Annotated in this window: 16 protein-coding genes and 1 pseudogene; 9 read left to right on the top strand and 8 right to left on the bottom strand. The window is 60.7% G+C overall.

Annotated elements, in window-relative coordinates:
* Nucleotides 1-60 precede the first annotated feature (60 nt).
* The gene (locus AB3226_RS26295) at nt 61-954 is read left to right on the top strand and encodes a DMT family transporter (protein ID WP_367375241.1); all 894 of its coding nucleotides are present in this window, start codon (nt 61-63) and stop codon (nt 952-954) included.
* A gap of 8 nt (nt 955-962) precedes the next feature.
* Here AB3226_RS26295 and AB3226_RS26300 read toward each other — a convergent pair whose 3' ends face one another.
* Together AB3226_RS26300 and AB3226_RS26305 are read right to left on the bottom strand one after the other, a co-directional pair.
* Nucleotides 963-2,006 (bottom strand): FUSC family protein, encoded by a 1,044-nt coding sequence (locus AB3226_RS26300; protein ID WP_367375855.1) that lies wholly within the window; start codon nt 2,004-2,006, stop codon nt 963-965.
* Nucleotides 2,007-2,050: 44 nt separating this feature from the next.
* Nucleotides 2,051-3,676, bottom strand: coding sequence for an NADP-dependent glyceraldehyde-3-phosphate dehydrogenase (locus AB3226_RS26305; protein ID WP_367375242.1), 1,626 nt, complete (start codon nt 3,674-3,676; stop codon nt 2,051-2,053).
* Between the two features lie 215 nt (nt 3,677-3,891).
* Between AB3226_RS26305 and AB3226_RS26310 the strand changes: the two genes are divergently transcribed.
* The 6 genes from AB3226_RS26310 (at nt 3,892) to AB3226_RS26335 (ending at nt 13,094) form a co-directional block, all read left to right on the top strand.
* Nucleotides 3,892-4,779 carry a Dyp-type peroxidase gene (locus tag AB3226_RS26310; RefSeq protein WP_367375243.1) on the top strand — a complete coding sequence of 296 codons (888 nt, stop codon included), beginning with the start codon at nt 3,892-3,894 and terminating at the stop codon, nt 4,777-4,779.
* Nucleotides 4,780-5,119: 340 nt separating this feature from the next.
* Nucleotides 5,120-5,737 carry a transcriptional repressor LexA gene (gene lexA / locus AB3226_RS26315; protein WP_367375244.1) on the top strand — a complete coding sequence of 206 codons (618 nt, stop codon included), beginning with the start codon at nt 5,120-5,122 and terminating at the stop codon, nt 5,735-5,737.
* Nucleotides 5,737-6,354, top strand: coding sequence for a translesion DNA synthesis-associated protein ImuA (gene imuA / locus AB3226_RS26320; protein WP_367375245.1), 618 nt, complete (start codon nt 5,737-5,739; stop codon nt 6,352-6,354). The genes lexA and imuA overlap by 1 nt, the downstream gene beginning before the upstream one ends.
* A 7-nt stretch (nt 6,355-6,361) precedes the next feature.
* A complete protein-coding gene (locus AB3226_RS26325; protein WP_367375246.1) occupies nt 6,362-7,777 on the top strand; it encodes a DNA polymerase Y family protein in 1,416 nt (471 codons plus the stop codon).
* Nucleotides 7,774-10,851, top strand: coding sequence for an error-prone DNA polymerase (locus AB3226_RS26330; RefSeq protein WP_367375247.1), 3,078 nt, complete (start codon nt 7,774-7,776; stop codon nt 10,849-10,851). Before AB3226_RS26325 ends, AB3226_RS26330 begins: the two co-directional genes overlap by 4 nt.
* Nucleotides 10,852-10,982: 131 nt before the next feature.
* Nucleotides 10,983-13,094 (top strand): ATP-binding protein, encoded by a 2,112-nt coding sequence (locus AB3226_RS26335; RefSeq protein ID WP_367375248.1) that lies wholly within the window; start codon nt 10,983-10,985, stop codon nt 13,092-13,094.
* A 25-nt stretch (nt 13,095-13,119) separates the two neighbouring features.
* On the opposite strand, the pseudogene AB3226_RS26340 reads toward AB3226_RS26335, so the two are convergent.
* Nucleotides 13,120-13,227 (bottom strand): annotated as a pseudogene (locus tag AB3226_RS26340) (metal ABC transporter ATP-binding protein); the annotation flags it as partial.
* A gap of 9 nt (nt 13,228-13,236) precedes the next feature.
* Nucleotides 13,237-13,758 carry a DUF4142 domain-containing protein gene (locus AB3226_RS26345; RefSeq protein ID WP_367375249.1) on the bottom strand — a complete coding sequence of 174 codons (522 nt, stop codon included), beginning with the start codon at nt 13,756-13,758 and terminating at the stop codon, nt 13,237-13,239.
* A gap of 218 nt (nt 13,759-13,976) precedes the next feature.
* Here AB3226_RS26345 and AB3226_RS26350 point away from each other — a divergent pair, with 218 nt between their 5' ends.
* Both AB3226_RS26350 and AB3226_RS26355 read left to right on the top strand, forming a co-directional pair.
* Nucleotides 13,977-14,219 (top strand): hypothetical protein, encoded by a 243-nt coding sequence (locus tag AB3226_RS26350; protein WP_123722362.1) that lies wholly within the window; start codon nt 13,977-13,979, stop codon nt 14,217-14,219.
* Nucleotides 14,220-14,327: 108 nt separating this feature from the next.
* Nucleotides 14,328-14,588, top strand: a complete 261-nt coding sequence (locus AB3226_RS26355) for a hypothetical protein (protein ID WP_367375250.1) — start codon at nt 14,328-14,330, stop codon at nt 14,586-14,588.
* 150 nt (nt 14,589-14,738) lie between these two features.
* Here the strand turns inward: AB3226_RS26355 and AB3226_RS26360 are convergent, their stop codons facing one another.
* The 4 genes from AB3226_RS26360 to AB3226_RS26375 all read right to left on the bottom strand — a co-directional run bounded on the left by AB3226_RS26360 (nt 14,739) and on the right by AB3226_RS26375 (nt 20,096).
* Nucleotides 14,739-15,827, bottom strand: coding sequence for an SMP-30/gluconolactonase/LRE family protein (locus AB3226_RS26360; protein ID WP_367375251.1), 1,089 nt, complete (start codon nt 15,825-15,827; stop codon nt 14,739-14,741).
* Nucleotides 15,824-16,966, bottom strand: coding sequence for an SRPBCC family protein (locus AB3226_RS26365; RefSeq protein ID WP_367375252.1), 1,143 nt, complete (start codon nt 16,964-16,966; stop codon nt 15,824-15,826). Before AB3226_RS26365 ends, AB3226_RS26360 begins: the two co-directional genes overlap by 4 nt.
* 131 nt (nt 16,967-17,097) lie before the next feature.
* The gene (locus tag AB3226_RS26370) at nt 17,098-17,961 is read right to left on the bottom strand and encodes a LysR family transcriptional regulator (RefSeq protein WP_007898206.1); all 864 of its coding nucleotides are present in this window, start codon (nt 17,959-17,961) and stop codon (nt 17,098-17,100) included.
* A gap of 287 nt (nt 17,962-18,248) precedes the next feature.
* Complete coding sequence (locus AB3226_RS26375) at nt 18,249-20,096, bottom strand: amidohydrolase (protein ID WP_367375856.1); 1,848 nt, start codon at nt 20,094-20,096, stop codon at nt 18,249-18,251.
* Nucleotides 20,097-20,207 lie beyond the last annotated feature (111 nt).

A 20,207-nucleotide genomic window follows, 5' to 3' on the forward strand; every position in this document is an offset into this window, starting at 1 on the left:
GCGCTGGAGAAGCCCCCCGGTGGATTGGCATACTTTGGGCTCAAACACAGGAGGTTGATGATGGACAAAACACTACGTCGCGGGTCATTCGAGATGACCGCCGCCATGCTGATTTCCGGGACCATTGGCTGGTTCGTGCTGGTGTCCGGGCAACCGGTGCTGGACGTGGTGTTCTGGCGCTGCGTGTTCGGTGCCGCCACCTTATTGCTGATCTGCGCGGCATTCGGCTTTCTGCGTCCTGGCATTTTGACGTCCACCACTTTCTTGCTGGCTGTACTGAGCGGTGTGGCGATTGTCGGCAACTGGGTGCTGTTATTCGCGTCCTACTCCCGCGCCTCGATTGCCATTGGCACGGCGGTTTATAACGTCCAGCCATTCATGCTGGTGGGGCTGGCCGCGCTGTTCCTGGGAGAGAAGATCACCCTGCAGAAACTGTTCTGGCTGGGCATTTCGTTTCTCGGGATGCTGGCGATTGTCAGCGCACATGGTGAGCAGGGTGAGGGCGGCAACGATTACCTGATGGGGATTGGTCTGGCGCTGGGGGCTGCCTTTCTGTATGCGATTGCTGCGCTGATCATCAAACGCCTGACTGGCACGCCACCGCATCTGATCGCGTTGATCCAGGTCTGCACCGGCGTGCTGTTGCTCGCGCCCTTTGCGCATTTTTCGGCGATGCCGCAAACGCCCGATGCCTGGGCCAGTCTGGTGACCCTGGGCATCGTGCATACCGGTCTGATGTATGTGTTGCTCTACGGCGCAATTCAAAAGCTGCCGACAGCGCTGACCGGCGCGCTGTCGTTCATCTACCCGATTGCGGCGATTTTCGTTGACTGGTTCGCCTTCGGCCATCGCCTGGAGCCGCTGCAATGGATCGGTGTTGCCGCGATTCTTTTGGCCGCCGCCGGGATGCAACAGGGTTGGGGCCTGAAGCTTCGGCGGGTGGCTACACAATAAACAGCCTCTCAGATGTTCCAGCGCGGTGCGGTCTTCGCCAGGCGCTGGCGCATCTCGCTGATGTTCACGGTCAATTGCCGTGTCAGCAATCGATAGCCATCCAGCGGACTGTAGACCGGAGCATCGAGCGTTGAGTCCGATGGCAATTCGGCTGGCCGGCTGAGCCGTTGCGAAGCGCCCGATTTCAATGCTCGAGCCATACCGATCAGTTGCACCCGGATCTGTCGGTGTTCGGCTTTCAATGCCGATTGCAGATGGGCCATTGCCTCGGAGTCATCGGCATTCGGCCGGCTATTGCCGAGGATTTCCAGAATGCTGACGCACATCCGCAGATTGCGCTGAATTGCATCGAGTTCGGTCATGGAAACCCGCACTTCCTTGGACACCGAGGGCATCAATGAGCGCAGTTGTATCATCACCGTGTTCAAGCGATTCATCAGTTTCAGGTGATCGTCAGCGGTGACGGACTCACCCTTGATGATGCGGCCGTAGATTGCCGCGCAGTCGCGCAACGCATCGGCCAGGTTGTAGCGCCAGGAGTACACCGCATAGAGCGGCAAGGCGAAGGAAAAGGCCAGTGCCAAGGCGATGCCAATCAGAATATCCACCCCTCGCCACAGGCCATCGGTGACCGGGTTGTCACCGTGCCCTGCGACGATAAATACGGTGATTGCCGACAGCAGCGCCGTGTAACCGCCCTTGCCGATGGCGTGGTACGAGAAGAATCCGCACACCACCGACATTGCGAAATAGGTCAGCCACGGCATCCCGAGCCAGGCCTGTTGCGCTACCAGCAACAAGCCGACTCCGGCGCCGATCAAGGTGCCGATGGCCCGCTCGGCGGCTTTCTTGCCGATATTACCGTGGTGTTGCAAACCACCGATCACCACCAGCATGGTCACCGACGCCCATTCACCATGGGGCAGGTTGATACCGGTGGTCAGCAGGATCGTCGCCAGCAACCCCAACGAAACCCGCACCGCATGGATCAGTTTGGCGTGGCGGTAGCGCCGGTACGGGTCCAGCAACGGACGCAGTATCCGGCGCAACAGCGGTGGCAGTCGAAGGCCTCTGATGATGCTCAGGCTCGGTGTCCTCAGAAGATGTAGTCGGTGGTCAGGAAGCTCGAGTTTCGTCCGCTGATGATCTCGCTGAGAAGCTCTTTGCTGCTCTCCTGGAACTTGGTCGCCACCAGGGTCCGAATCGAAAACACTCGCAAAGCATCATGTACCGACAGCGTGCCTTCGGCGGAGTTCTTGCGGCCGTTGAACGGATAGGTGTCCGGGCCGCGCTGGCACTGGGCGTTGAGGTTGATCCGGCCGACCTGGTTGGCGAAGGTGTCCACCAGTCTGCCGACCGCCACCGGGTTGGTGCCGAAGATGCTCAGTTGCTGGCCGAAGTCGGATTCCAGGACGTAATCGATCACGGTGTCCAGATGACGGTAAGGCACGATCGGCACGACCGGGCCGAACTGTTCTTCCTGGTAGACGCGCATTTGCGGGGTCACCGGGTACAACACGGCCGGGTAGAAGAACGATGCGCGGGACTCACCGCCATTAGGATTGACCACGGCTGCACCTTTGCTGACCGCGTCTGCCACCAGCGTGTGCAGATAGTCGACCTTGCCTGACTCCGGCAATGGCGTCAGGGCCACGCCACTGTCCCACGGCATGCCGGGTTTGAGGCTGGCGAGTTTGGCGTTGAATTTCTCGATGAACGCCTCGACCACCTCTTCATGGACGAAGAGGATTTTCAGCGCGGTGCAGCGCTGGCCGTTGAACGACAGGGAACCGGTGACGGCTTCGTTCACAGCATTGTCCAGATCGACCTCCGGCAAAACAATGCCTGGGTTCTTCGCATCCAGGCCCAGCGCCGCGCGCAAGCGGTGAGGCCTTGGGTGGAGTTTTTTCAGGTCGCTGGCGGCCTTGTTGGTGCCGATGAACGCAAAGATATCGATCTTGCCGCTGGCCATCAGCGCGCTGACGGTCTCGCGGCCGCTGCCGTAAATGACGTTGATCACCCCGGCCGGGAAGCTGTCGCGGAACGCTTCGAGCAGCGGGCGAATCAACAGCACGCCAAGCTTGGCCGGTTTGAACACCACAGTGTTGCCCATGATCAGCGCCGGAATCAGCGTGGTGAAGGTTTCGTTCAGCGGGTAGTTGTAAGGCCCCATGCACAACGCCACGCCCAACGGAACGCGGCGGATCTGGCCGAGGGTGTCCTGTTCCAGTTCGAAGCGGCTGGAGCGGCGGTCGAGTTCCTTGAGGGCGTTGATGGTGTCGACGATGTAGTCGCAGGTGCGATCGAACTCTTTCTCCGAGTCCTTGAGGTTTTTGCCGATCTCCCACATCAGCAACTTGACCACCGCCTCGCGCTGTTCGCGCATGCGAGTCAGGAAGGTCTCGACGTGCTGGATACGCTCGGCCACGCGCATGGTCGGCCACAGGCCCTGGCCCCGATCATAGGCGCGGACGGCGGCGTCGAGCGCGGTCAGTGCGGTCTCGGCATCGAGCAGCGGCGTGCTGCCGAGGATCACTTGTTCGTCGCCATTCGCGCCGCTCAGGTACACCGGGCTGCGGACTTGGGCGAGGGGCCCGGACCAGGTTTTCAGTTCACCGTCGACCAGGTATTCGCGCTGTTCGGTCTGGCCGTTGAGGCGGTACTTTTCCGGGACGTTGTCGGCGGTGGGAAACAGGTTGCCAAGGATTTGTGCTGTGGTCATGTCGCTACCCCGTCTGGATTCAGTAATGCGCTGATGAATCGTTTTAGCAGACCTCGGACTCGCTTGTCATGGCTCATCTTATGATTTTTTGGCTTGGCGTTGTGGATCGGGAATCTGCGGCTCATCCCGGTCATGAAAGCTGCGATCTTTTGCCCTGAAAACACACAAGTAACGATCCCCCGGTTAAACTTCACGCTCTTTCTGAAGGAGTTCATATGAGTTATTACCAGCCGGGCATTCTCGCCACCCCTGTTCCGCCTCAAGCTCGTCATATGTTCTTCGCCCTCGAATCCGCCGAGGCACTGCCGGCTGCGCTGGATAACCTGATGCGCCTGGTGGACGGAAAGTCGGCGGTCGTCGGTTTCGGTGAATCCCTGGTCAAGGCGCTGCACGCGCAGATCGACGGGTTGCGCGCCTTTCCTGCGCTGGTCGGTGTTGGCGTCGACAACCCGTCGACCCAACACGCGCTCTGGTGCTGGCTGCATGGCATTGACCGTGGCGAACTGCTCAATCGCAGTCATGCGATTGAAGCCGCGCTGGCACCGGCCCTGCGTCTGGTGCAGATGAACGAAACCTTCCGCCACATGACCGGCCACGACCTGACCGGTTACGAAGACGGCACCGAAAACCCTCACGACGAAGCCGCTGTGGCCGCCGCTTTGCTGAGCGAAGGCGCGGACGGTCTGGTCGGTGGCAGCTTCGCCGCGATCCAGCAGTGGCAGCATGACTTGAAAGGCTTTCATGCGATGCCGTCCCATGAGAAAGACAACATCATGGGTCGTCGCCTGAGCGACAACGAAGAACTCGACGACGCGCCGATCTCTGCGCATGTCAAACGCACCGCTCAGGAAAGCTTCACGCCCGAAGCCTTCGTGGTCCGCCGTTCGATGCCGTGGATCGAAGGCGATCGCGCCGGCCTGATGTTCCTGGCTTTCGGTTTTTCTCTCGATGCGTTCGAATCCCAGCTGCGGCGCATGAGCGGTCTGGAAGACGGCATCACCGATGGTTTGTATCGCATCAGCCGACCGATCACCGGCGGCTACTACTGGTGCCCACCGCTCAAGGACGGTCGCCTCGACCTGCGTGCATTGCGTATCGGTTGAACAGAGGGCCAGATCCTCAAGCGAACCTGAAAGAAAAGATCGCAGGCTTCGCCAGCCTTGTGTCAGGCGTTGCAGGACCAAGCCTGGCGAGTACGCGAAGATGCCGCCACCACCATCTACCCATGGCCTTATCTGGCTCAACTTGAAACCACAGAAACCTAATGTGGGAGCGAGCCTGCTCGCGATAGCGGTCTGACATTCAACATCGATGTTGACTGTAATGGCCTCATCGCGAGCAGGCTCGCTCCCACATTTGCTTGATGTTTAGCATGGGTTTTGTGACTGATCCTCCCATCAGCTGACTGGCGGTCCTTGTCAGGAAAAACCCAAAAGAGTACAAATGTACTCCATGACGACTTTAACTCCCCGCCGTACCGCCATCCTGACCTTTATCCGCGATCGAATCGCCGAACACGGTCAGCCCCCGAGCCTCGCTGAAATCAGCGAGGCCTTTGGCTTCGCCTCCCGTAGCGTGGCGCGCAAGCACGTGCTGGCGCTGACCGAGGCCGGTTTTATCGAGGTCAATGCGCATCAGGCGCGGGGTATCCGGCTGTTGAATCAACCGCCGCGCCCCGAGTTGCTGGACGTTCCGGTACTCGGTCGAGTGGCGGCCGGTGCGCCGATCGGTGCCGATGCCGAGGTCCACAGCCGTTTGCTGCTTGATCCGTCGATCTTCTCGCGGGTGCCGGATTACATGCTGCGGGTGCAGGGCGATTCGATGATCGAGGACGGTATTCTCGACGGTGATCTGGTGGGCGTGCGGCGCAATCCCGAAGCGGTCAACGGCCAGATCGTCGTGGCACGGCTCGACGGCGAAGTCACCATCAAGCGTTTCGAACGGGTCGGCGATTCTGTTCGGCTGTTGCCACGCAATCCGGCTTACCAGCCAATCATTGTTCGAGCCGATCAGGATCTGGCCATCGAAGGGGTGTTTTGCGGTCTGGTGAGGCAAGGGTGATGGGCGCTGTCGTTGCGTTGGATACGCTGTTCAATGGCGGCCAGGTCTGGAAGGGCCGGCCTGCGCCACCGGCCGTCAGCCCGCAACCCACCGGGCATGCGGCGCTGGATGCGGCATTGCCCACGGGCGGCTGGCCGGAAGCGGCGCTGACTGAAATTCTGCTGGCCGGGCAGGGCGTAGGTGAGTTGCAACTGGTGTGGCCGGCATTGGCGCGGCTGTCGGCGGCGGGGGAGCGCATTGTGCTGGTGGCGCCACCTTACGTGCCGTATCCCCAGGCCTGGCAGAACGCCGGGGTCGATCTGCGGCAACTGTCGATCATCCAGGCCAGTGAGCGCGATGCGCTGTGGGCGGCGGAACAATGCCTGCGTTCGGGCAGTTGCGGGGCGGTGTTGTGCTGGCCGCACAAGGCCGACGATCGGGCGTTGCGCCGTTTGCAGGTGGCGGCGGAAACCGGTCAGACCCTGGCGTTCGCCTATCGCTCGATCAGTGAAGCCATCAACCCGTCGCCAGCGGCCCTGCGCATCGCCATCGACGTCAAACCTGCGCAGTTGCGGGTGCTCAAGTGCCGGGGCGGGCTGGCCCGCTCGGCGCCGATTGCCTTTGCCGTCGGGCATTGAGGTTGCCATGCGCTGGGTTTGCATTCTTTTCCCGCAATTGGCGCTGGACGCGGTACTGCGTCAGCGCCCCGACCCCGACGAACCGCTGGCGCTGCTGACCGGTCCGGCCCAACGTCGGGTGCTGCAAGCGGTCAACGGTTCGGCGCGGGCGCTGGGCTTGCGACCCGGCCAGTCGATGACCGCCGCTCAGGCCTTGAGCAAAGGTTTTGTCACCGCCGAATACGATGCCGCCGAGATCGAACACTGGCAGCAGTTTCTGGCTGCCTGGGCCTATCGCTTCAGCTCCCAGGTCAGCGTGCATTACCCGCGCGCCGTGGTGTTTGAAATCGAATCCAGCCTGGGCTTGTTCGGGCCCTGGCCGCAGTTCGAGGCGCGGTTGCGAGCAGAACTCGGCGAGTTGGGGTTTCGTCACCGGATTGTCGCCGCGCCCAATCCGGTGGCGGCGCGGGTGCTGGCCAACGTTTATGACGGTCTGGTGGTGCCGGACAATGACGCCTTGCAGCATCACCTGGGGCAGTTGCCCGTCGACCGGATCGCTCTGGAGCCAAGCGTTGCCACAGCTTTGTCACGCATGGGGCTGCGCACCTTGAATCAGGTGCAGGCGCTGCCACGACATAGCCTGGCCCGGCGTTTCGAGGCTCAGGTGCTCAAGCATCTGGATACCCTGTTCGGCGAGCGACGGCTGGCGCTGGCGTTTTACCTGCCGCCGGACCGTTTCGATGCGCGCATCGAACTCAACTTCGATGTGCAATCCCATCAGGCATTGCTGTTTCCGTTGCGCAGGCTGACCGGCGATCTGGCGGCGTTCCTCTGCGGGCGAGACAGCGGTGTGCAGCGTTTTGATTTGCACCTGGAGCACGCCGGATTGCCAGACACGCTGATCAAGGTCGGCCTGCTCAGTGCCGAGCGCGATCCGGCGATGCTGTTCGAACTGGCCCGGGGGCGTCTGGAACAGGTTCAGGTCGAGGCGCCGGTGCGCGGTTTTCGGCTGCGTGCCGAAGAGCTACCGGCCTTTGTGCCCCAGTACCAGGAACTGTTCGATGATCGTCCGCAGCAATCCTTGCCTTGGGAGCAACTGCGCGAACGCTTGCGCGCGCGATTGGGGGATGACGCGGTGCAAGGCTTGCGGTTCCAGGCCGATCACCGCCCGGAATGCGCGTGGCAGGCCAGTGTCGACAGCCAGGCCTGCGGGGTGCTGCCTGCCGTGCAACGCCCGGGCTGGCTACTGACTGAACCGCAGGCGGTACACGAAGGTTCGACGCGCATCCTCATGGGGCCGGAACGCATCGAGTCGGGCTGGTGGGATGGCGACGACGTGCGTCGCGATTACTACCTGATCGAAACCCGCTCGGGTCAGCAGGGCTGGGCCTATCGGGCGGTGGGTGAAGACGGTCCATTGTGGCTGCAAGGCTGGTTCGCATGAGTGTCGACTATGCCGAACTGCACTGCCTGTCGAACTTCAGTTTCCAGCGCGGTGCTTCCAGTGCGCTTGAGCTTTTTCAACGGGCGAAAAAACAGGGCTATCAGGCGTTGGCGATCACCGACGAATGCACCCTGGCGGGTATCGTTCGCGCCTGGCAGGCGGCCAAGGCCGTGGAATTGCCGCTGATCATCGGCAGTGAAATACGCATCGAAGACGGCCCGAAACTGGTGCTGCTGGTGGAAAACCTCGAGGGTTACCAAACCCTGTGCCGACTGATTACACGCGCCAGACGCCGTACGCAGAAAGGCCAGTATCAGGTGCTGCGCGAGGATTTCGGCGAGCCGTTGCCGGGGCTGTTGGCGTTGTGGGTGCCGGACGCCGTCGATGACGTTGAGCAGGGCCACTGGCTGAAGCAGACCTTCGCCGAGCGCTTGTGGCTGAGCGTTCAGTTACATCGCGGGCAGGACGACACCCGGCGACTGGCGGCGTTGCTGACCCTGGCGCGGGAACTGCGGATCCCGGCGGTGGCCAGCGGCGATGTACACATGCACGCGCGCGGCCGACGTGCCTTGCAGGACACCATGACCGCGATCCGCCATCACCTGCCGGTGGCCGAGGCCGGATTGCGTCTGCACCCCAATGGCGAACGGCATCTGCGCAGCCTCGACGCCTTGCACGATCTCTATCCGCAGGCACTGCTCGACGAAACGCTGAACATCGCCCGGCGCTGCACGTTCGACCTCGGTCAGTTGCGCTATCAATATCCCCGGGAGCTGGTGCCTGAAGGTCACACGGCCACGTCCTGGTTGCGGGAGTTGGCAGGAAAGGGTGTTCGGTGGCGCTGGGAAAAAGGCCCTAAAGCCGAGGTGTTGGCGCAGATCGACAAGGAGCTGGAGCTGATTGCCGAGTTGGGGTACGAAAGCTATTTCCTGACGGTTCACGACATTGTGAATTTCGCCCGCCAGCAACACATTCTCTGTCAGGGGCGCGGTTCTGCGGCGAACTCGGCGGTGTGCTACGTGCTGGGGATCACGGAGATTGACCCGGAGCGGAGCACGTTGCTGTTCGAGCGTTTCCTCTCCAAAGAGCGCAACGAGCCGCCAGACATCGACGTGGACTTCGAGCACGAGCGGCGTGAAGAAGTCCTGCAGTATGTATTCCAGCGTTATGGCCGCACCCGTGCGGCGCTGACGGCGGTGGTCAGTACCTACCACGGTGCTGGCGCAATCCGCGATGTGGCCAAGGCATTGGGTTTGCCGCCGGATCAGGTCAACGCCCTGGCCGACTGTTGCGGTCACTGGAGTGATCAGGCGCCGCCCGTCGAGCGTCTGCGTGAAGGTGGTTTCGATCCAGACAGCCCGGTATTGCGCCGGGTGCTGAGCCTGACGGGGCAGTTGATCGGTTTCCCCCGGCACCTGTCCCAGCACCCTGGCGGCTTTGTGATTTCCGAACAGCCCCTGGACAGCCTGGTGCCGGTGGAAAACGCCGCCATGGCCGAGCGCACCATCATCCAGTGGGACAAGGACGATCTGGACGCGGTCGGGTTGCTCAAAGTCGATATCCTCGCGCTGGGCATGCTCAGCGCGATTCGTCGTTGTTTCGATCTGCTGCGTCGGCACCGTGGCCGTGACCTTAGCCTGGCGACGGTGCCGGCCGAAGACCCGCAAACCTACGAAATGATTGGCCATGCGGACACCATTGGGGTGTTCCAGATTGAATCCCGGGCACAGATGTCGATGTTGCCGAGGCTCAAGCCCAAGAATTTCTACGATCTGGTGATCGAGGTGGCGATCGTTCGTCCTGGGCCGATTCAGGGCGGAATGGTGCATCCCTATCTGCGGCGGCGTAAGGGCGAAGAAGAGGTGATCTACCCATCGAAAGAACTCGAAGTGGTGCTCAAACGCACCTTGGGCGTGCCGCTGTTCCAGGAGCAGGTGATGCAGATTGCGATTGTCGCCGCCGACTACAGCCCCGGCGAGGCCGATCAATTGCGCCGCTCCATGGCTGCCTGGAAACGTCACGGCGGACTGGAACCGCACAAGGAACGTCTGGCGAACGGAATGAAGAAAAACGGCTACACGGCGGAGTTTGCCGCGCAGATCTTCGAGCAGATCAAAGGCTTCGGCAATTACGGTTTTCCCGAATCCCACGCCGCCAGTTTCGCCTTGCTGACCTATGCCAGTTGCTGGTTGAAATGCCACGAGCCGGCGGCCTTCGCCTGTGCGCTGATCAACAGCTGGCCCATGGGGTTCTACAGTCCGGACCAGATTCTTCAGGACGCTCGCCGACATGATTTGCAGATTCGCCCGGTGGACGTGCGGGCGAGTGACTGGGATTGCAGCCTGGAACCGATCACCGGCGCGCAACCGGCCATTCGCATGGGACTGCGGATGATCAAGGGCTTTCGCGAGGACGATGCCCGGCGCATTGAAATCGCACGATCGAAAGGGGCGTTTGCCGACATCGCCGACCTTGGCGAACGGGCGCGACTCGATGTTCGCGCCCAGGAGCAACTGGCCGATGCCGGTGCACTGCGCGGGCTGGCCGGTGACCGGCATCGGGCGCGTTGGGAAGTGGCGGGGGTGCAGAAACAGCTCGGCTTGTTTGCCGGTTTGCCAAGTCAGGAAGAGCCAGCGGTGTCTCTGCCCAAACCCACCGTGGGCGAAGACCTGCAAGCCGATTACAACAGTGTCGGCACCACCCTCGGCCCGCATCCGCTGGCATTGCTGCGGGGTGAATTGAAAGCCCGACGTTGCCGCAGTTCGAAAGAACTTATGGATGTCGAGCACGGCCGACCGGTCAGTGTCGCCGGGCTGGTCACCGGTCGGCAGCGTCCGGGGACCGCCAGCGGCGTGACCTTCGTGACGCTTGAAGACGAGTTCGGCAACGTCAACGTGGTGGTCTGGCGCGACTTGGCCGAACGGCAACGACAGGTACTGGTCGGCTCGCAATTGCTCAAGGTCGATGGGCGCTGGGAAAAGGAAGGCGAGGTGCGGCACCTGATTGCCGGACGCTTGAGCGACCTGAGTTCATTGCTCGACGGCATCCATGTGCGCAGCCGGGATTTCCGCTGAACCGGCGACATTCAGCTATACCTCTATGAAACCATTGGCGTCGGCGGTGCTCGAAACAAACGGGCACGCACCGTCTCCTCACGCCGTTGCACTGCCTGAAAACATGTCATTTACAGGACATAGGCCAGTCGATGCAGTTTCTAGACAATAGCCACGGATGTACCGGCTGGAGCGGCGAAATGGCCGGACGCATTCGCGCGTTCGACTGGAGCCTGACCGAGCTTGGGAGTATCGATACCTGGCCCGGGAGCCTGTGCAGCGTGGTGCAATTATTACTCGCCTCACCCCTGCCGATGGTGATGCTGTGGGGCCGGCCCGGTTACATGATCTATAACGATGCCTACTCGAGGTTTGCCGGTGGGCGCCATCCTTACCTGTTGGGCTCCCCGGTGGAATTGGGCTGGCCAGAGGTCGCCGAATTCAATCGGCATGTGGTGGATATCTGCCTTGCGGGCGGTACCTTGTCCTATCACAACAAAGCCTTGGTGCTGTTGCGTGATGGTGTACCCGAAGACGTCTGGATGGATCTTTACTACAGTCCTGTCGCCGATGATGACGGGCACCCCGCCGGGGTCATGGCGATGGTGGTCGACACCACTGATCATGTGATTACCGAGCGCCGCCGCCAGGAAGCCGAAAGCGCCTATCGCGCCGACAACGAAAGAGTTCGCCTGGCTCTTAATGCCGGGGCTTTGCTCGGCTCATTCGTCTGGGACATCAAGGCTAATGTGCTGTCTGCCGACGAACGCTTCGCCCGCACGTTTTCCTATCCGCCCGACCAGGACCTGGCCAACCTGCCACCGCTCATCGCCGAAATGCAGATTCATCCCGACGACCGTAGCTGGGTTCAGGAGCGGTTCAATCAGTCGGTGGAAACCGGCGTCCCCTATAACGCCGAATACCGGGTTCTGCGTCCCGATGGCAGTTACCTGTGGGTGCTGGCCAGTGGGTGTTGCGAGTTCGATGAACAAGGCGAGGCGTTCCGCTTTCCCGGGGTGTTGATTGACATCCACGAACGCAAGACCGCCGAAGAGTCGTTGCTCAAATTCACCCGCAACCTGGAGCAGCGAGTCGCCGACGAAGTCGAAGCGCGGCTGGCAGCCGAAGAGCAGTTGCGTCAGTCACAAAAACTCGAAGCCATCGGTGGTCTCACCGGCGGCGTGGCCCATGACTTCAACAATCTGTTGCAGGTAATCGCCGGCAACCTGCATTTGCTGGCACGTCACGAGCCAGACAACGCCAATGTGCAACGTCGGGTCAGTGCGTCGATTGCCGCGGTGGAGCGCGGTGCCAAACTGTCGTCACAGTTGCTCGCATTCGCCCGTCGTCAGCCTTTGTCACCGGCGGTCTGCGATCCACGGCAGATATTTGAAGGGCTGGGGGAATTGTTGCAGCGGGCGTTGGGGGAAACTATCCAGATCAAGGTGACGGCGCCTGACGATCCATGGCATCTGTACGTGGACTGCAATCAACTGGAAAACGCCATTCTCAATCTCGCGATCAACGCCCGGGACGCCATGAACGGCGAGGGGACCATTGCCCTGAGCGCCGAGAACATTGCCCTCGACCGCAAATTTTGCGCGGGCAAGGGCATCGTCGCCGGCGACTATGTTTGCGTCGCGGTGGCTGATACGGGTGTCGGCATGCCGCCTCAAGTGCTCGCACAGGCCTTCGAACCGTTTTTCACCACCAAGGCCGACGGCCAGGGCACCGGCCTGGGTTTGAGCATGGTGTTCGGTTTCGTCAAACAGAGCGACGGGCATATCGAGATCTCCAGCGTCGTCGGGCAGGGCACTCGGGTGCAGTTGTATTTCCCGCGCAGCTTGCGCCCGTTGCTCGGTGAAACAACGCGCCATGATCCGCAGCACCGGGGCGGGCACGAAACCATTCTGGTGGTCGAGGACAACGAAGCGGTGCGGGGCTCGGCGGTGGACTTGTTGGGTGAAGAGGGCTATCAGGTTTTGACCGCGGCCAACGGTGACCTGGCCATGCAGATGTTGCTCGATGGTGTGACGGTGGACCTGATCTTCACCGACGTGGTCATGCCCGGTCTGATCAAAAGCTCCGACCTGGCCGCCTGGGCCAAGGTACAGAATCCGCCGGTGGCGGTGCTGTTTACCTCCGGCCACACCCGGGACATTATTTCGCGCAATCACCAACTCAGCCCCGACACTTATCTGCTGAGCAAACCTTATGGCCCTGAAGCGCTGTTGAGCATGGTCCGCAGCGTGCTGGGTGGTTGATTCCCAATTTCATTGACTGCGCATGTGGGAGCGGGCTTGCTCGCGAAAGCGGTGTGTCAGGCAACATTGATGTTGACTGTGACGCCGCTTTCGCGAGCAAGCCCGCTCCCACAGGTTCCGCACTTGGCCTCAAGGCTTGGGCTTATTTATCGGGATGAGCCGCCTGGAGTTTTTTCGCCATATCCAGGTGTTTTTCCAGCGCCGGCAACATTTTTTGCGCGAATGCCTTGAGTTCGGTGGCGCCCTTGGTCTTGTCGTCCGTCACTGTGTTGGCTTCTTTTTTGAACCGTTCAATGGTTTCTTCATGAGCCTTCACCTGATTGTTGGCATAGGCCGTGTCGAAGGATTCATCGCGCAGGTCGAGAATTTTTTCCTTGGCCTGTTTGACTACTGTCGTTGTGTCCGGCACCTCGATGTCATGCTTTTTAGCCAGTGCCGCCAGTTCATCATTGGCTTTGGAATGATCGGTGACCATCATCTTGGCGAACGCCTTGACGTCGGCCGATGAGCTTTTTTCCAGAGCCAGTTTGCTAGTCTCGACTTCCGCGATGCCACCCTCCACTGCGTCATCGACGAAGTCATTGGAGGCGGCGGCAAAAGCCGTGCCCATGCTGGTGCTCAAGGCTACGGCCAGAGCGAGGTGACGTAGATTGAATCCGTCCATCGGACATTCTCCACACAGGTTTTTATGGGCGATCCAGGTGATCGTTAATCAATGGAGGCGGGCGCTGATGCAAAGGTTTTATCGTGTTTGCGACAGGACGACGAACGGACACCGCTGGTCTGATAGACGGTCGACAGAACAGGGTAAGCAAGGCCATTCTGATAGCTGGTGAACGCAATCGATCGCGTTTGCTACCGATCAACAAACGGAGGTGTTCCATGCCGGTGACTCATGATCTGTATCAGGATCTGAAACTTTCAAAGGAAGAGATCCAGCAAAAACGCACCAAGGATCCGTTACTGGATTCACTGATCAACAAGTATTCTCAGGCGGACGCCGAGGTGGTAAAGGCTGAGACCGCCCAATCGGACGCGCTCAGCGATGACGAACTGAAGAAACTCAAGGAGAAGCGCGTGCTGGTCAAGAATAAGATCGTTGAACGACTCCAGACGCCGTCCTGACCTCTGTATCAAGCCACTGACGACCGGCGGCTGAAAAATTGGAACGGGGATAAATACCGGCACCTCGAATGATCAGAGCCCGACTTTGCGGCCCATGCGAGGTGCCCCATGCCCCATTCAGCCTTTCCCCCTAAAGAAAAGTACCCCAGCGAAGAACAGGGCGGCTATGACCCGATCCCGACGCATCCCGAACCCCTGAGCCCAGGACGCACCACCGTCAACCCCGAGGATGAACCGGGCATCGATGAATTGCCGGACAATGAGGACATAACGCCTCTGGAGCAGGATGACGTCACTGGCATCGACCCGGAGCGAGTGCGCGAAGAGACAGACAATTCGGTACGCGATGGTGAGATGGATTCGCGTTGATTCCACGAGGGTTGATCACAAACCTCGCGGCAACCCCAATCAACTGTGGGAGTGGGCTTGCTCGCGAATGAGGCCATGCCAGTCAACATCAATGTTGAATGTCAGTCCGCCTTCGCGAGCAACCCCGCTCCCACAGGTTGATTTCCGTTACTACTGCAATGCCGTGCTCAACGGCAACCGCGCCATGTGCCGTGCTTTCAGCGACCCCAGGTACAACCAGTCGCCATACTCGCGCACGGTGGTGATGGGTGAGTAGTTGCCGCTGCTGGCGTCCTGCAGATTGGCAATCACTTTACCGTCGAGGTCCAGGCCGAGGGCAAAGGCGCGGTTCTCCACCGGTATGGGCAGGACCGTCATCGCGCGCACGATCATTTTGCGTACCAGAGGGTAGGGCGCCGTGGCGTCGAGCAGTGCATTGCGCGGTGCATACAGCGCCACCCAGAAACGGTCGCGACCATTGAATGCCAGGTTGTCCGGCAGCCCTGGCAAATTGTCGATGAACAAATCGTGGGTTCCAGCTTTCGGCCCGGTCAGCCAATAGCGGCTGATGCGATAGGCGCCGGTTTCGTTGACCAGCACAAACGCATCGTCAGGCCCAAGGGTCACACCGTTGGCGAACTCCAGCTTATCCAGCAAGACCGTGGTGGTACCGGTCTGGAAGTCATAACGCAGCAATCGACCGTCGCCGCCGTGCTCGATGATCGCCTCGCCATCCTTACCATAACCCCAACGGCTGGAAGCATCGCTGAAATAGGCGTAATGCCCGGGCTTGTCGATGGCCACGTCATCGGTAAAACCGAAGGGCACGTTGTTGGCCGTGGTGCTCAATGCAATCAACCGGCCCTGAGCATCGAGCGACAGCAAACCCTTGACCCCGTCGGCGATCACCAGCAAACCATTGGGGTGCCGCGCCAGGCCCAATGGCCTGCCACCGGTATCGGCCAGCACCTTGGTGGTTTTGCCGTCGAGGCTGGTGCGAATCAACCGGCCGTCATGCAGACCGGTGATGAGGACGTCTTCCTCCAGCAGCAACGCCTCCGGGCCGTCGATGTCAGCGGCGCCGACACGTTCCACGCCTTTGAGGCGCTGATTGTCTGTGTAAATGCCATCAATGAGGGAGGGCGCCGGTGACGGTGTCCAGGCGATCGGCTGGACCTTGGTGGGTAATAACAACAGAAAGCCGCCAATCACCATGATTAACAGCAACAATAAATGCCGAACCTTGAGGGCTCTTTTCACGCGGTGACTCCTGTCGAGGCCAGATGTTTTTGCGCCATCTCGCGTAATGCCAGCATCGATTGCGCTGATTCACGCTCAATGCGCCGCTTGAGCAGCAGTCGATTGGCAATGCGCATCACCACACCGCTGAAGCAATATTCCAGGGTGCGGACAAACCGCGTGCCGTCGCCAAAAGCCTCGCACTCGTAAGTCACCCTCAACGACAATCCATGATCGCCCCAAGCCTGAGCGCTCCAGCGGCGACCGGGCAGGTATTCATCGACCTCCCAGCGCAAATGCCCCTCACGCCCGCCGGCCCGAATGTCTTCCTCGAACCGCGCCCCCGCATACAGCGGGCCGCTCTGGCCATCGACCTTGAGGGAGGAGGGATGCCACTCCGGCCAACGTGTCGCGGTACTGGCGTAGGCGAGCACGGCGAGCGGATTTCCAGCGATGTCGATTACATGCTGCAGGCGGGTGGGCGTTCTCGTCAGGTGTGGGGGCGCTTGTTCCGGTTCCCAGTACAGGGTGCCGAACAGGTAATCCATCAATGGAAACACGATATTGAAATTGCGCTCCTGCATCAGCTCACGGCGATGGTGCAGTGCGTGCAAGCGGCGCATCTGGCGAATCCACGGCAGACGTGTCAGCGGGTTACCGGGTGGTAGATGTTCGCAGGTATGGAACACTTCATAAGTCAGGTAGCCGAGGACCATGCAGCCGCCGAACAGTCCCGCGACGTTGCCATTGATCTGAGCCAACAGCCACCAAGCGGGCGCGGTGATGACGAGGGTATGCAACACGATCAGCCAGGCCGGAAACAGAATCACCCGCCAGTCGCGGGCGCTGTCGTAGGTCATATGGCTGGGGGTGAAAAAGCTGTGATGGTCACCGGCATGACGGGCGTAGAACATTCGCGCCAGGCGCTTTTTGTGGTGCCCCAGATGCCGATGCACGACGTAGACGCCGAAGTTGAAGAACAACAGAGTCAGCGGCACCGCCAGCCATTCCAGGGGGTGTACCTGATGCACGGTGCTCCAGAACGCGCCGATGGCCAGCAACCCGAACAGCAACACAAAGGCGCCATGCAGCCAGGGGTTGTAGAGCGGATGAATGTCGGCACGGTAGCGCGCGCGGAATGCTTCGGTGGTCTGCCTCACTGCGTTCACCTGTGGTTATTGTTATAACCAGCAGATTAGTCGATCCCGCCACAGAGGCTGGCCCAACCTTGAGGCCGCATGCGCCATGCGCCATGCGCCATGCGCCATGCTCCGGTGCAAGGCGCCTGGCGTCAGGTCAATGGGTTCCAGCGCTGGGACCAGTCGTCGTCCGTCTTGATCACTTCACGCAGTAAATCGAAGGCTCGTTGCAGGGTCGCTGAGTCACGGTCCCGTGAGTAAACCAGATAGGTCGGATAGCTGAACTCCGGGGCTTTGGGCACTGGCTCCAGCACGCCGCTTTCCAGGTAGCTCTGGACCACACGGGTGCGGAAATAGCCGCTGCCACCGTTTTCCAAAATGTACTGCAAGGCCAGCGGTCCGAGGTTGAAGCTCAAGGCCGCCTTGGCTTTTTCTGGCAGTGCGGCATCGTGCTGACGACGGAAGTCCGGGCCCCAGTCGATATACACATAAGGATCAGGCTGTCCGGCCAGGCGTACCAGGATGAGTTTTTCTTCCAGCACTTGCTCGACTTGCAGACGTGGCCAGTACTCGGGCTGATAGACCAGCGCCGCATCCAGCACCCCCAGCTCCAGTTGGCGCAGGAGGTTTTCGCCGTCGCGGATTTCCATGCGCAAGGCATGGCTGGGGATTTTCTCGCGCAGTTCGCCGGCCCAGCTGAGCATCAATGGGTTGCACAGACTGACCTCGCCACCGATGTGCAGTACGTCGCGGTAGCCCTCGGGCAGCGGCAAGTCCCGACGCGCCGCTTCCCAGGTCTGTACCAGTTGATTGGCGTAAACCACAAAGGCCTCACCATTCGGTGTCAGGCGCGCACCCGCGCGGTTGCGCACGAACAGCGTGCTGCCGAGCTGACTTTCGAGCTTCTGCACACGGGCGGTGATCGCAGTCTGAGTGACGTGCAGCTTTTCAGCCGCCGCGGCCAGGCTGCCGTGGCGGACGATTTCCAGAAAGGTGCGGGCGAGGTCGATGTCCATGGGCTGGCCGATAGGGGAGGTGCGGGCATTGTAAGAGCAGGCGCCGCCAGCGGATACCGTCTGTGGCGAGGGAGCTTGCTCCCGCTGGGGCGCGAAGCGGCCCCAAAACCTGCCACTGCAGTTCTTCAGAGGCACCTCATCGGATGGTTTACGACTGCTGCGCAGCCGGACGGGAGCAAGCTCCCTCGCCACAGATTTCACTGCCCGAACTAATTACTTCGGATTCAATGTAGGAGCGGCGGTGCGGCGCTCCCACCTTGGATGGATAATGTTTGGAAATATTTTGTTCAGAACGCGAAGCACGAACAGCCAAACGCCCCCCAGAACCCTTGAAAGTCACTGACCGGCGCTGACGACAACCGCGCCCGCTCATGGCTATGGGCATGCACCGCGCAAGCGCCCACGCACTGGTGTATTTGCGCGGTCAGCGGCGCCAGTGGTTTCCAGTGTCCCGGTACATTCACCACGGGTGACCACTCAGGGACCACCGGAATGGGTGGCGGTCCCAGTTTTTCGAACTCGACGCTGCCGTAGACAATCTTGCCGTCGACAATGCTCAGCACCGACTCGATCCATTTGATGGCTTCGTCTTCGATGTGAAAGTAGTCCGCCGACAACGCAATCAGGTCCGCCAGTTGCCCGACCTTGATCTGGCCTTTCTTGCCTTGTTCAGAGGAAAACCAGGCGCTGCCGTGGGTGAACAGTTCCAGCGCCGTATCGCGGCTCAAGCCTTGCGGGTACAGCGTCAGCCCGCCGACGGTGCGGCCGCTGACCAGCCAGTACATCGAGGTCCATGGGTTGTAGCTGGACACGCGTGTAGCATCGGTGCCGGCGCCCACCGGCACACCCTCGGCCAGCATGCGCGCGATCGGTGGTGTCGCTTCGGCCGCCTTCGCGCCGTAACGGTCGACAAAGTATTCGCCCTGAAACGCCATGCGGTCCTGGATGGCGATGCCGCCACCGAGGGCTTTAACCCGTTCAATGTTTCGTGGGGTGATGGTTTCGGCGTGATCGAAGAACCATGGCAAGCCGTCGAACGGAATATCCCGATTGACCTTCTCGAACACGTCGAGCATGCGGCTGATGGATTCGTTGTAGGTGGCGTGCAGGCGGAACGGCCAGCGCTGTTCCACCAGATGCCGCACCACCGGTTCCAGCTCCTGCTCCATGGTTTTCGGCAGGTCGGGACGGGGTTCGAGGAAGTCTTCGAAATCCGCTGCGGAGAACACCAACATTTCCCCGGCACCGTTGTGCCGCAGGAAGTCATCGCCTTGGCCGTAATGGGAAGTGCTGGTCCAGTTTTTGAAATCGGTCAGCTCCTCCTTGGGTTTTTGGGTGAACAGGTTGTAAGCAATGCGCACCGTGAGCTGTTGGTCTTTGGCCAGTTGCTGGATGACTTGATAGTCGTCCGGGTAATTCTGATAACCGCCGCCGGCATCGATGGCGCTGGTGACGCCGAGTCGATTGAGTTCGCGCATGAACTGACGGGTCGAGTTGACCTGGTATTCCAACGGTAATTTCGGCCCCTTGGCCAGGGTCGAGTAAAGGATCATCGCGTTAGGGCGGGCGATCAGCATGCCGGTGGGGTCGCCATTGGCATCGCGCTGGATCTCACCGCCCGGCGGGTTCGGTGTGTCGCGGGTATAACCGACCACTTTCAACGCCGCCCGATTGAGCAGGGCGCGGTCGTAGAGGTGCAGGACGAACACCGGGGTGTCCGGCGCGGCCTTGTTCAATTCTTCAATCGTCGGCAGACGCTTCTCGGCAAACTGGAATTCGTTCCAGCCTCCGACCACTCGCACCCATTGCGGCGTAGGCGTGCGATCGGCCTGCTCCTTGAGCATGCGTAAGGCATCGGCCAGGGACGGCACACCTTCCCAGCGCAGTTCGAGGTTGTAATTCAGGCCGCCACGGATCAAGTGCAGGTGGGAGTCATTGAGCCCTGGAATCACCGTGCGCCCATGCAAGTCGATGATTTGGCTGCCGGGGCCTTGCAGCGCCATGGCCTGGGCATCGCTGCCAACCACCACGAAGCGTCCGTCCTTGATCGCGACGGCGCTGGCCTGGGGTTTCTTGCGGTCGACGGTGTGCAGGCGTCCGTTATAAAGAATCAGATCGGCCGGGGCATCGGGCATGGTTTTACTCCCTGCGAATAGTGGGCTGACCCAGGCACCGACGGCGCCTGCCGAAAGGCCTTGCAATACACGGCGACGACTGAAGTCGTTGTGCTCGTCAGGTGGACTCAT

The sequence above is a fragment of the Pseudomonas lini genome (assembly GCF_964063345.1).
Lineage (GTDB): Bacteria > Pseudomonadota > Gammaproteobacteria > Pseudomonadales > Pseudomonadaceae > Aquipseudomonas > Aquipseudomonas lini_B.

Excerpts from the sequence above, each read along its gene's own strand:
- AB3226_RS26330 (WP_367375247.1), top strand. The coding sequence starts at position 7,774 with ATGAGTGTCGACTATGCCGAACTGCACTGCCTGTCGAACTTCAGTTTC.
- AB3226_RS26350 (WP_123722362.1), top strand. The coding sequence starts at position 13,977 with ATGCCGGTGACTCATGATCTGTATCAGGATCTGAAACTTTCAAAGGAA.
- AB3226_RS26335 (WP_367375248.1), top strand. The coding sequence starts at position 10,983 with ATGCAGTTTCTAGACAATAGCCACGGATGTACCGGCTGGAGCGGCGAA.
- AB3226_RS26345 (WP_367375249.1), bottom strand. The coding sequence starts at position 13,758 with ATGGACGGATTCAATCTACGTCACCTCGCTCTGGCCGTAGCCTTGAGC.
- AB3226_RS26375 (WP_367375856.1), bottom strand. The coding sequence starts at position 20,096 with ATGCCCGATGCCCCGGCCGATCTGATTCTTTATAACGGACGCCTGCAC.
- AB3226_RS26325 (WP_367375246.1), top strand. The coding sequence starts at position 6,362 with ATGCGCTGGGTTTGCATTCTTTTCCCGCAATTGGCGCTGGACGCGGTA.
- AB3226_RS26370 (WP_007898206.1), bottom strand. The coding sequence starts at position 17,961 with ATGGACATCGACCTCGCCCGCACCTTTCTGGAAATCGTCCGCCACGGC.
- imuA (WP_367375245.1), top strand. The coding sequence starts at position 5,737 with ATGGGCGCTGTCGTTGCGTTGGATACGCTGTTCAATGGCGGCCAGGTC.
- AB3226_RS26355 (WP_367375250.1), top strand. The coding sequence starts at position 14,328 with ATGCCCCATTCAGCCTTTCCCCCTAAAGAAAAGTACCCCAGCGAAGAA.
- AB3226_RS26310 (WP_367375243.1), top strand. The coding sequence starts at position 3,892 with ATGAGTTATTACCAGCCGGGCATTCTCGCCACCCCTGTTCCGCCTCAA.
- lexA (WP_367375244.1), top strand. The coding sequence starts at position 5,120 with ATGTACTCCATGACGACTTTAACTCCCCGCCGTACCGCCATCCTGACC.
- AB3226_RS26295 (WP_367375241.1), top strand. The coding sequence starts at position 61 with ATGGACAAAACACTACGTCGCGGGTCATTCGAGATGACCGCCGCCATG.
- AB3226_RS26305 (WP_367375242.1), bottom strand. The coding sequence starts at position 3,676 with ATGACCACAGCACAAATCCTTGGCAACCTGTTTCCCACCGCCGACAAC.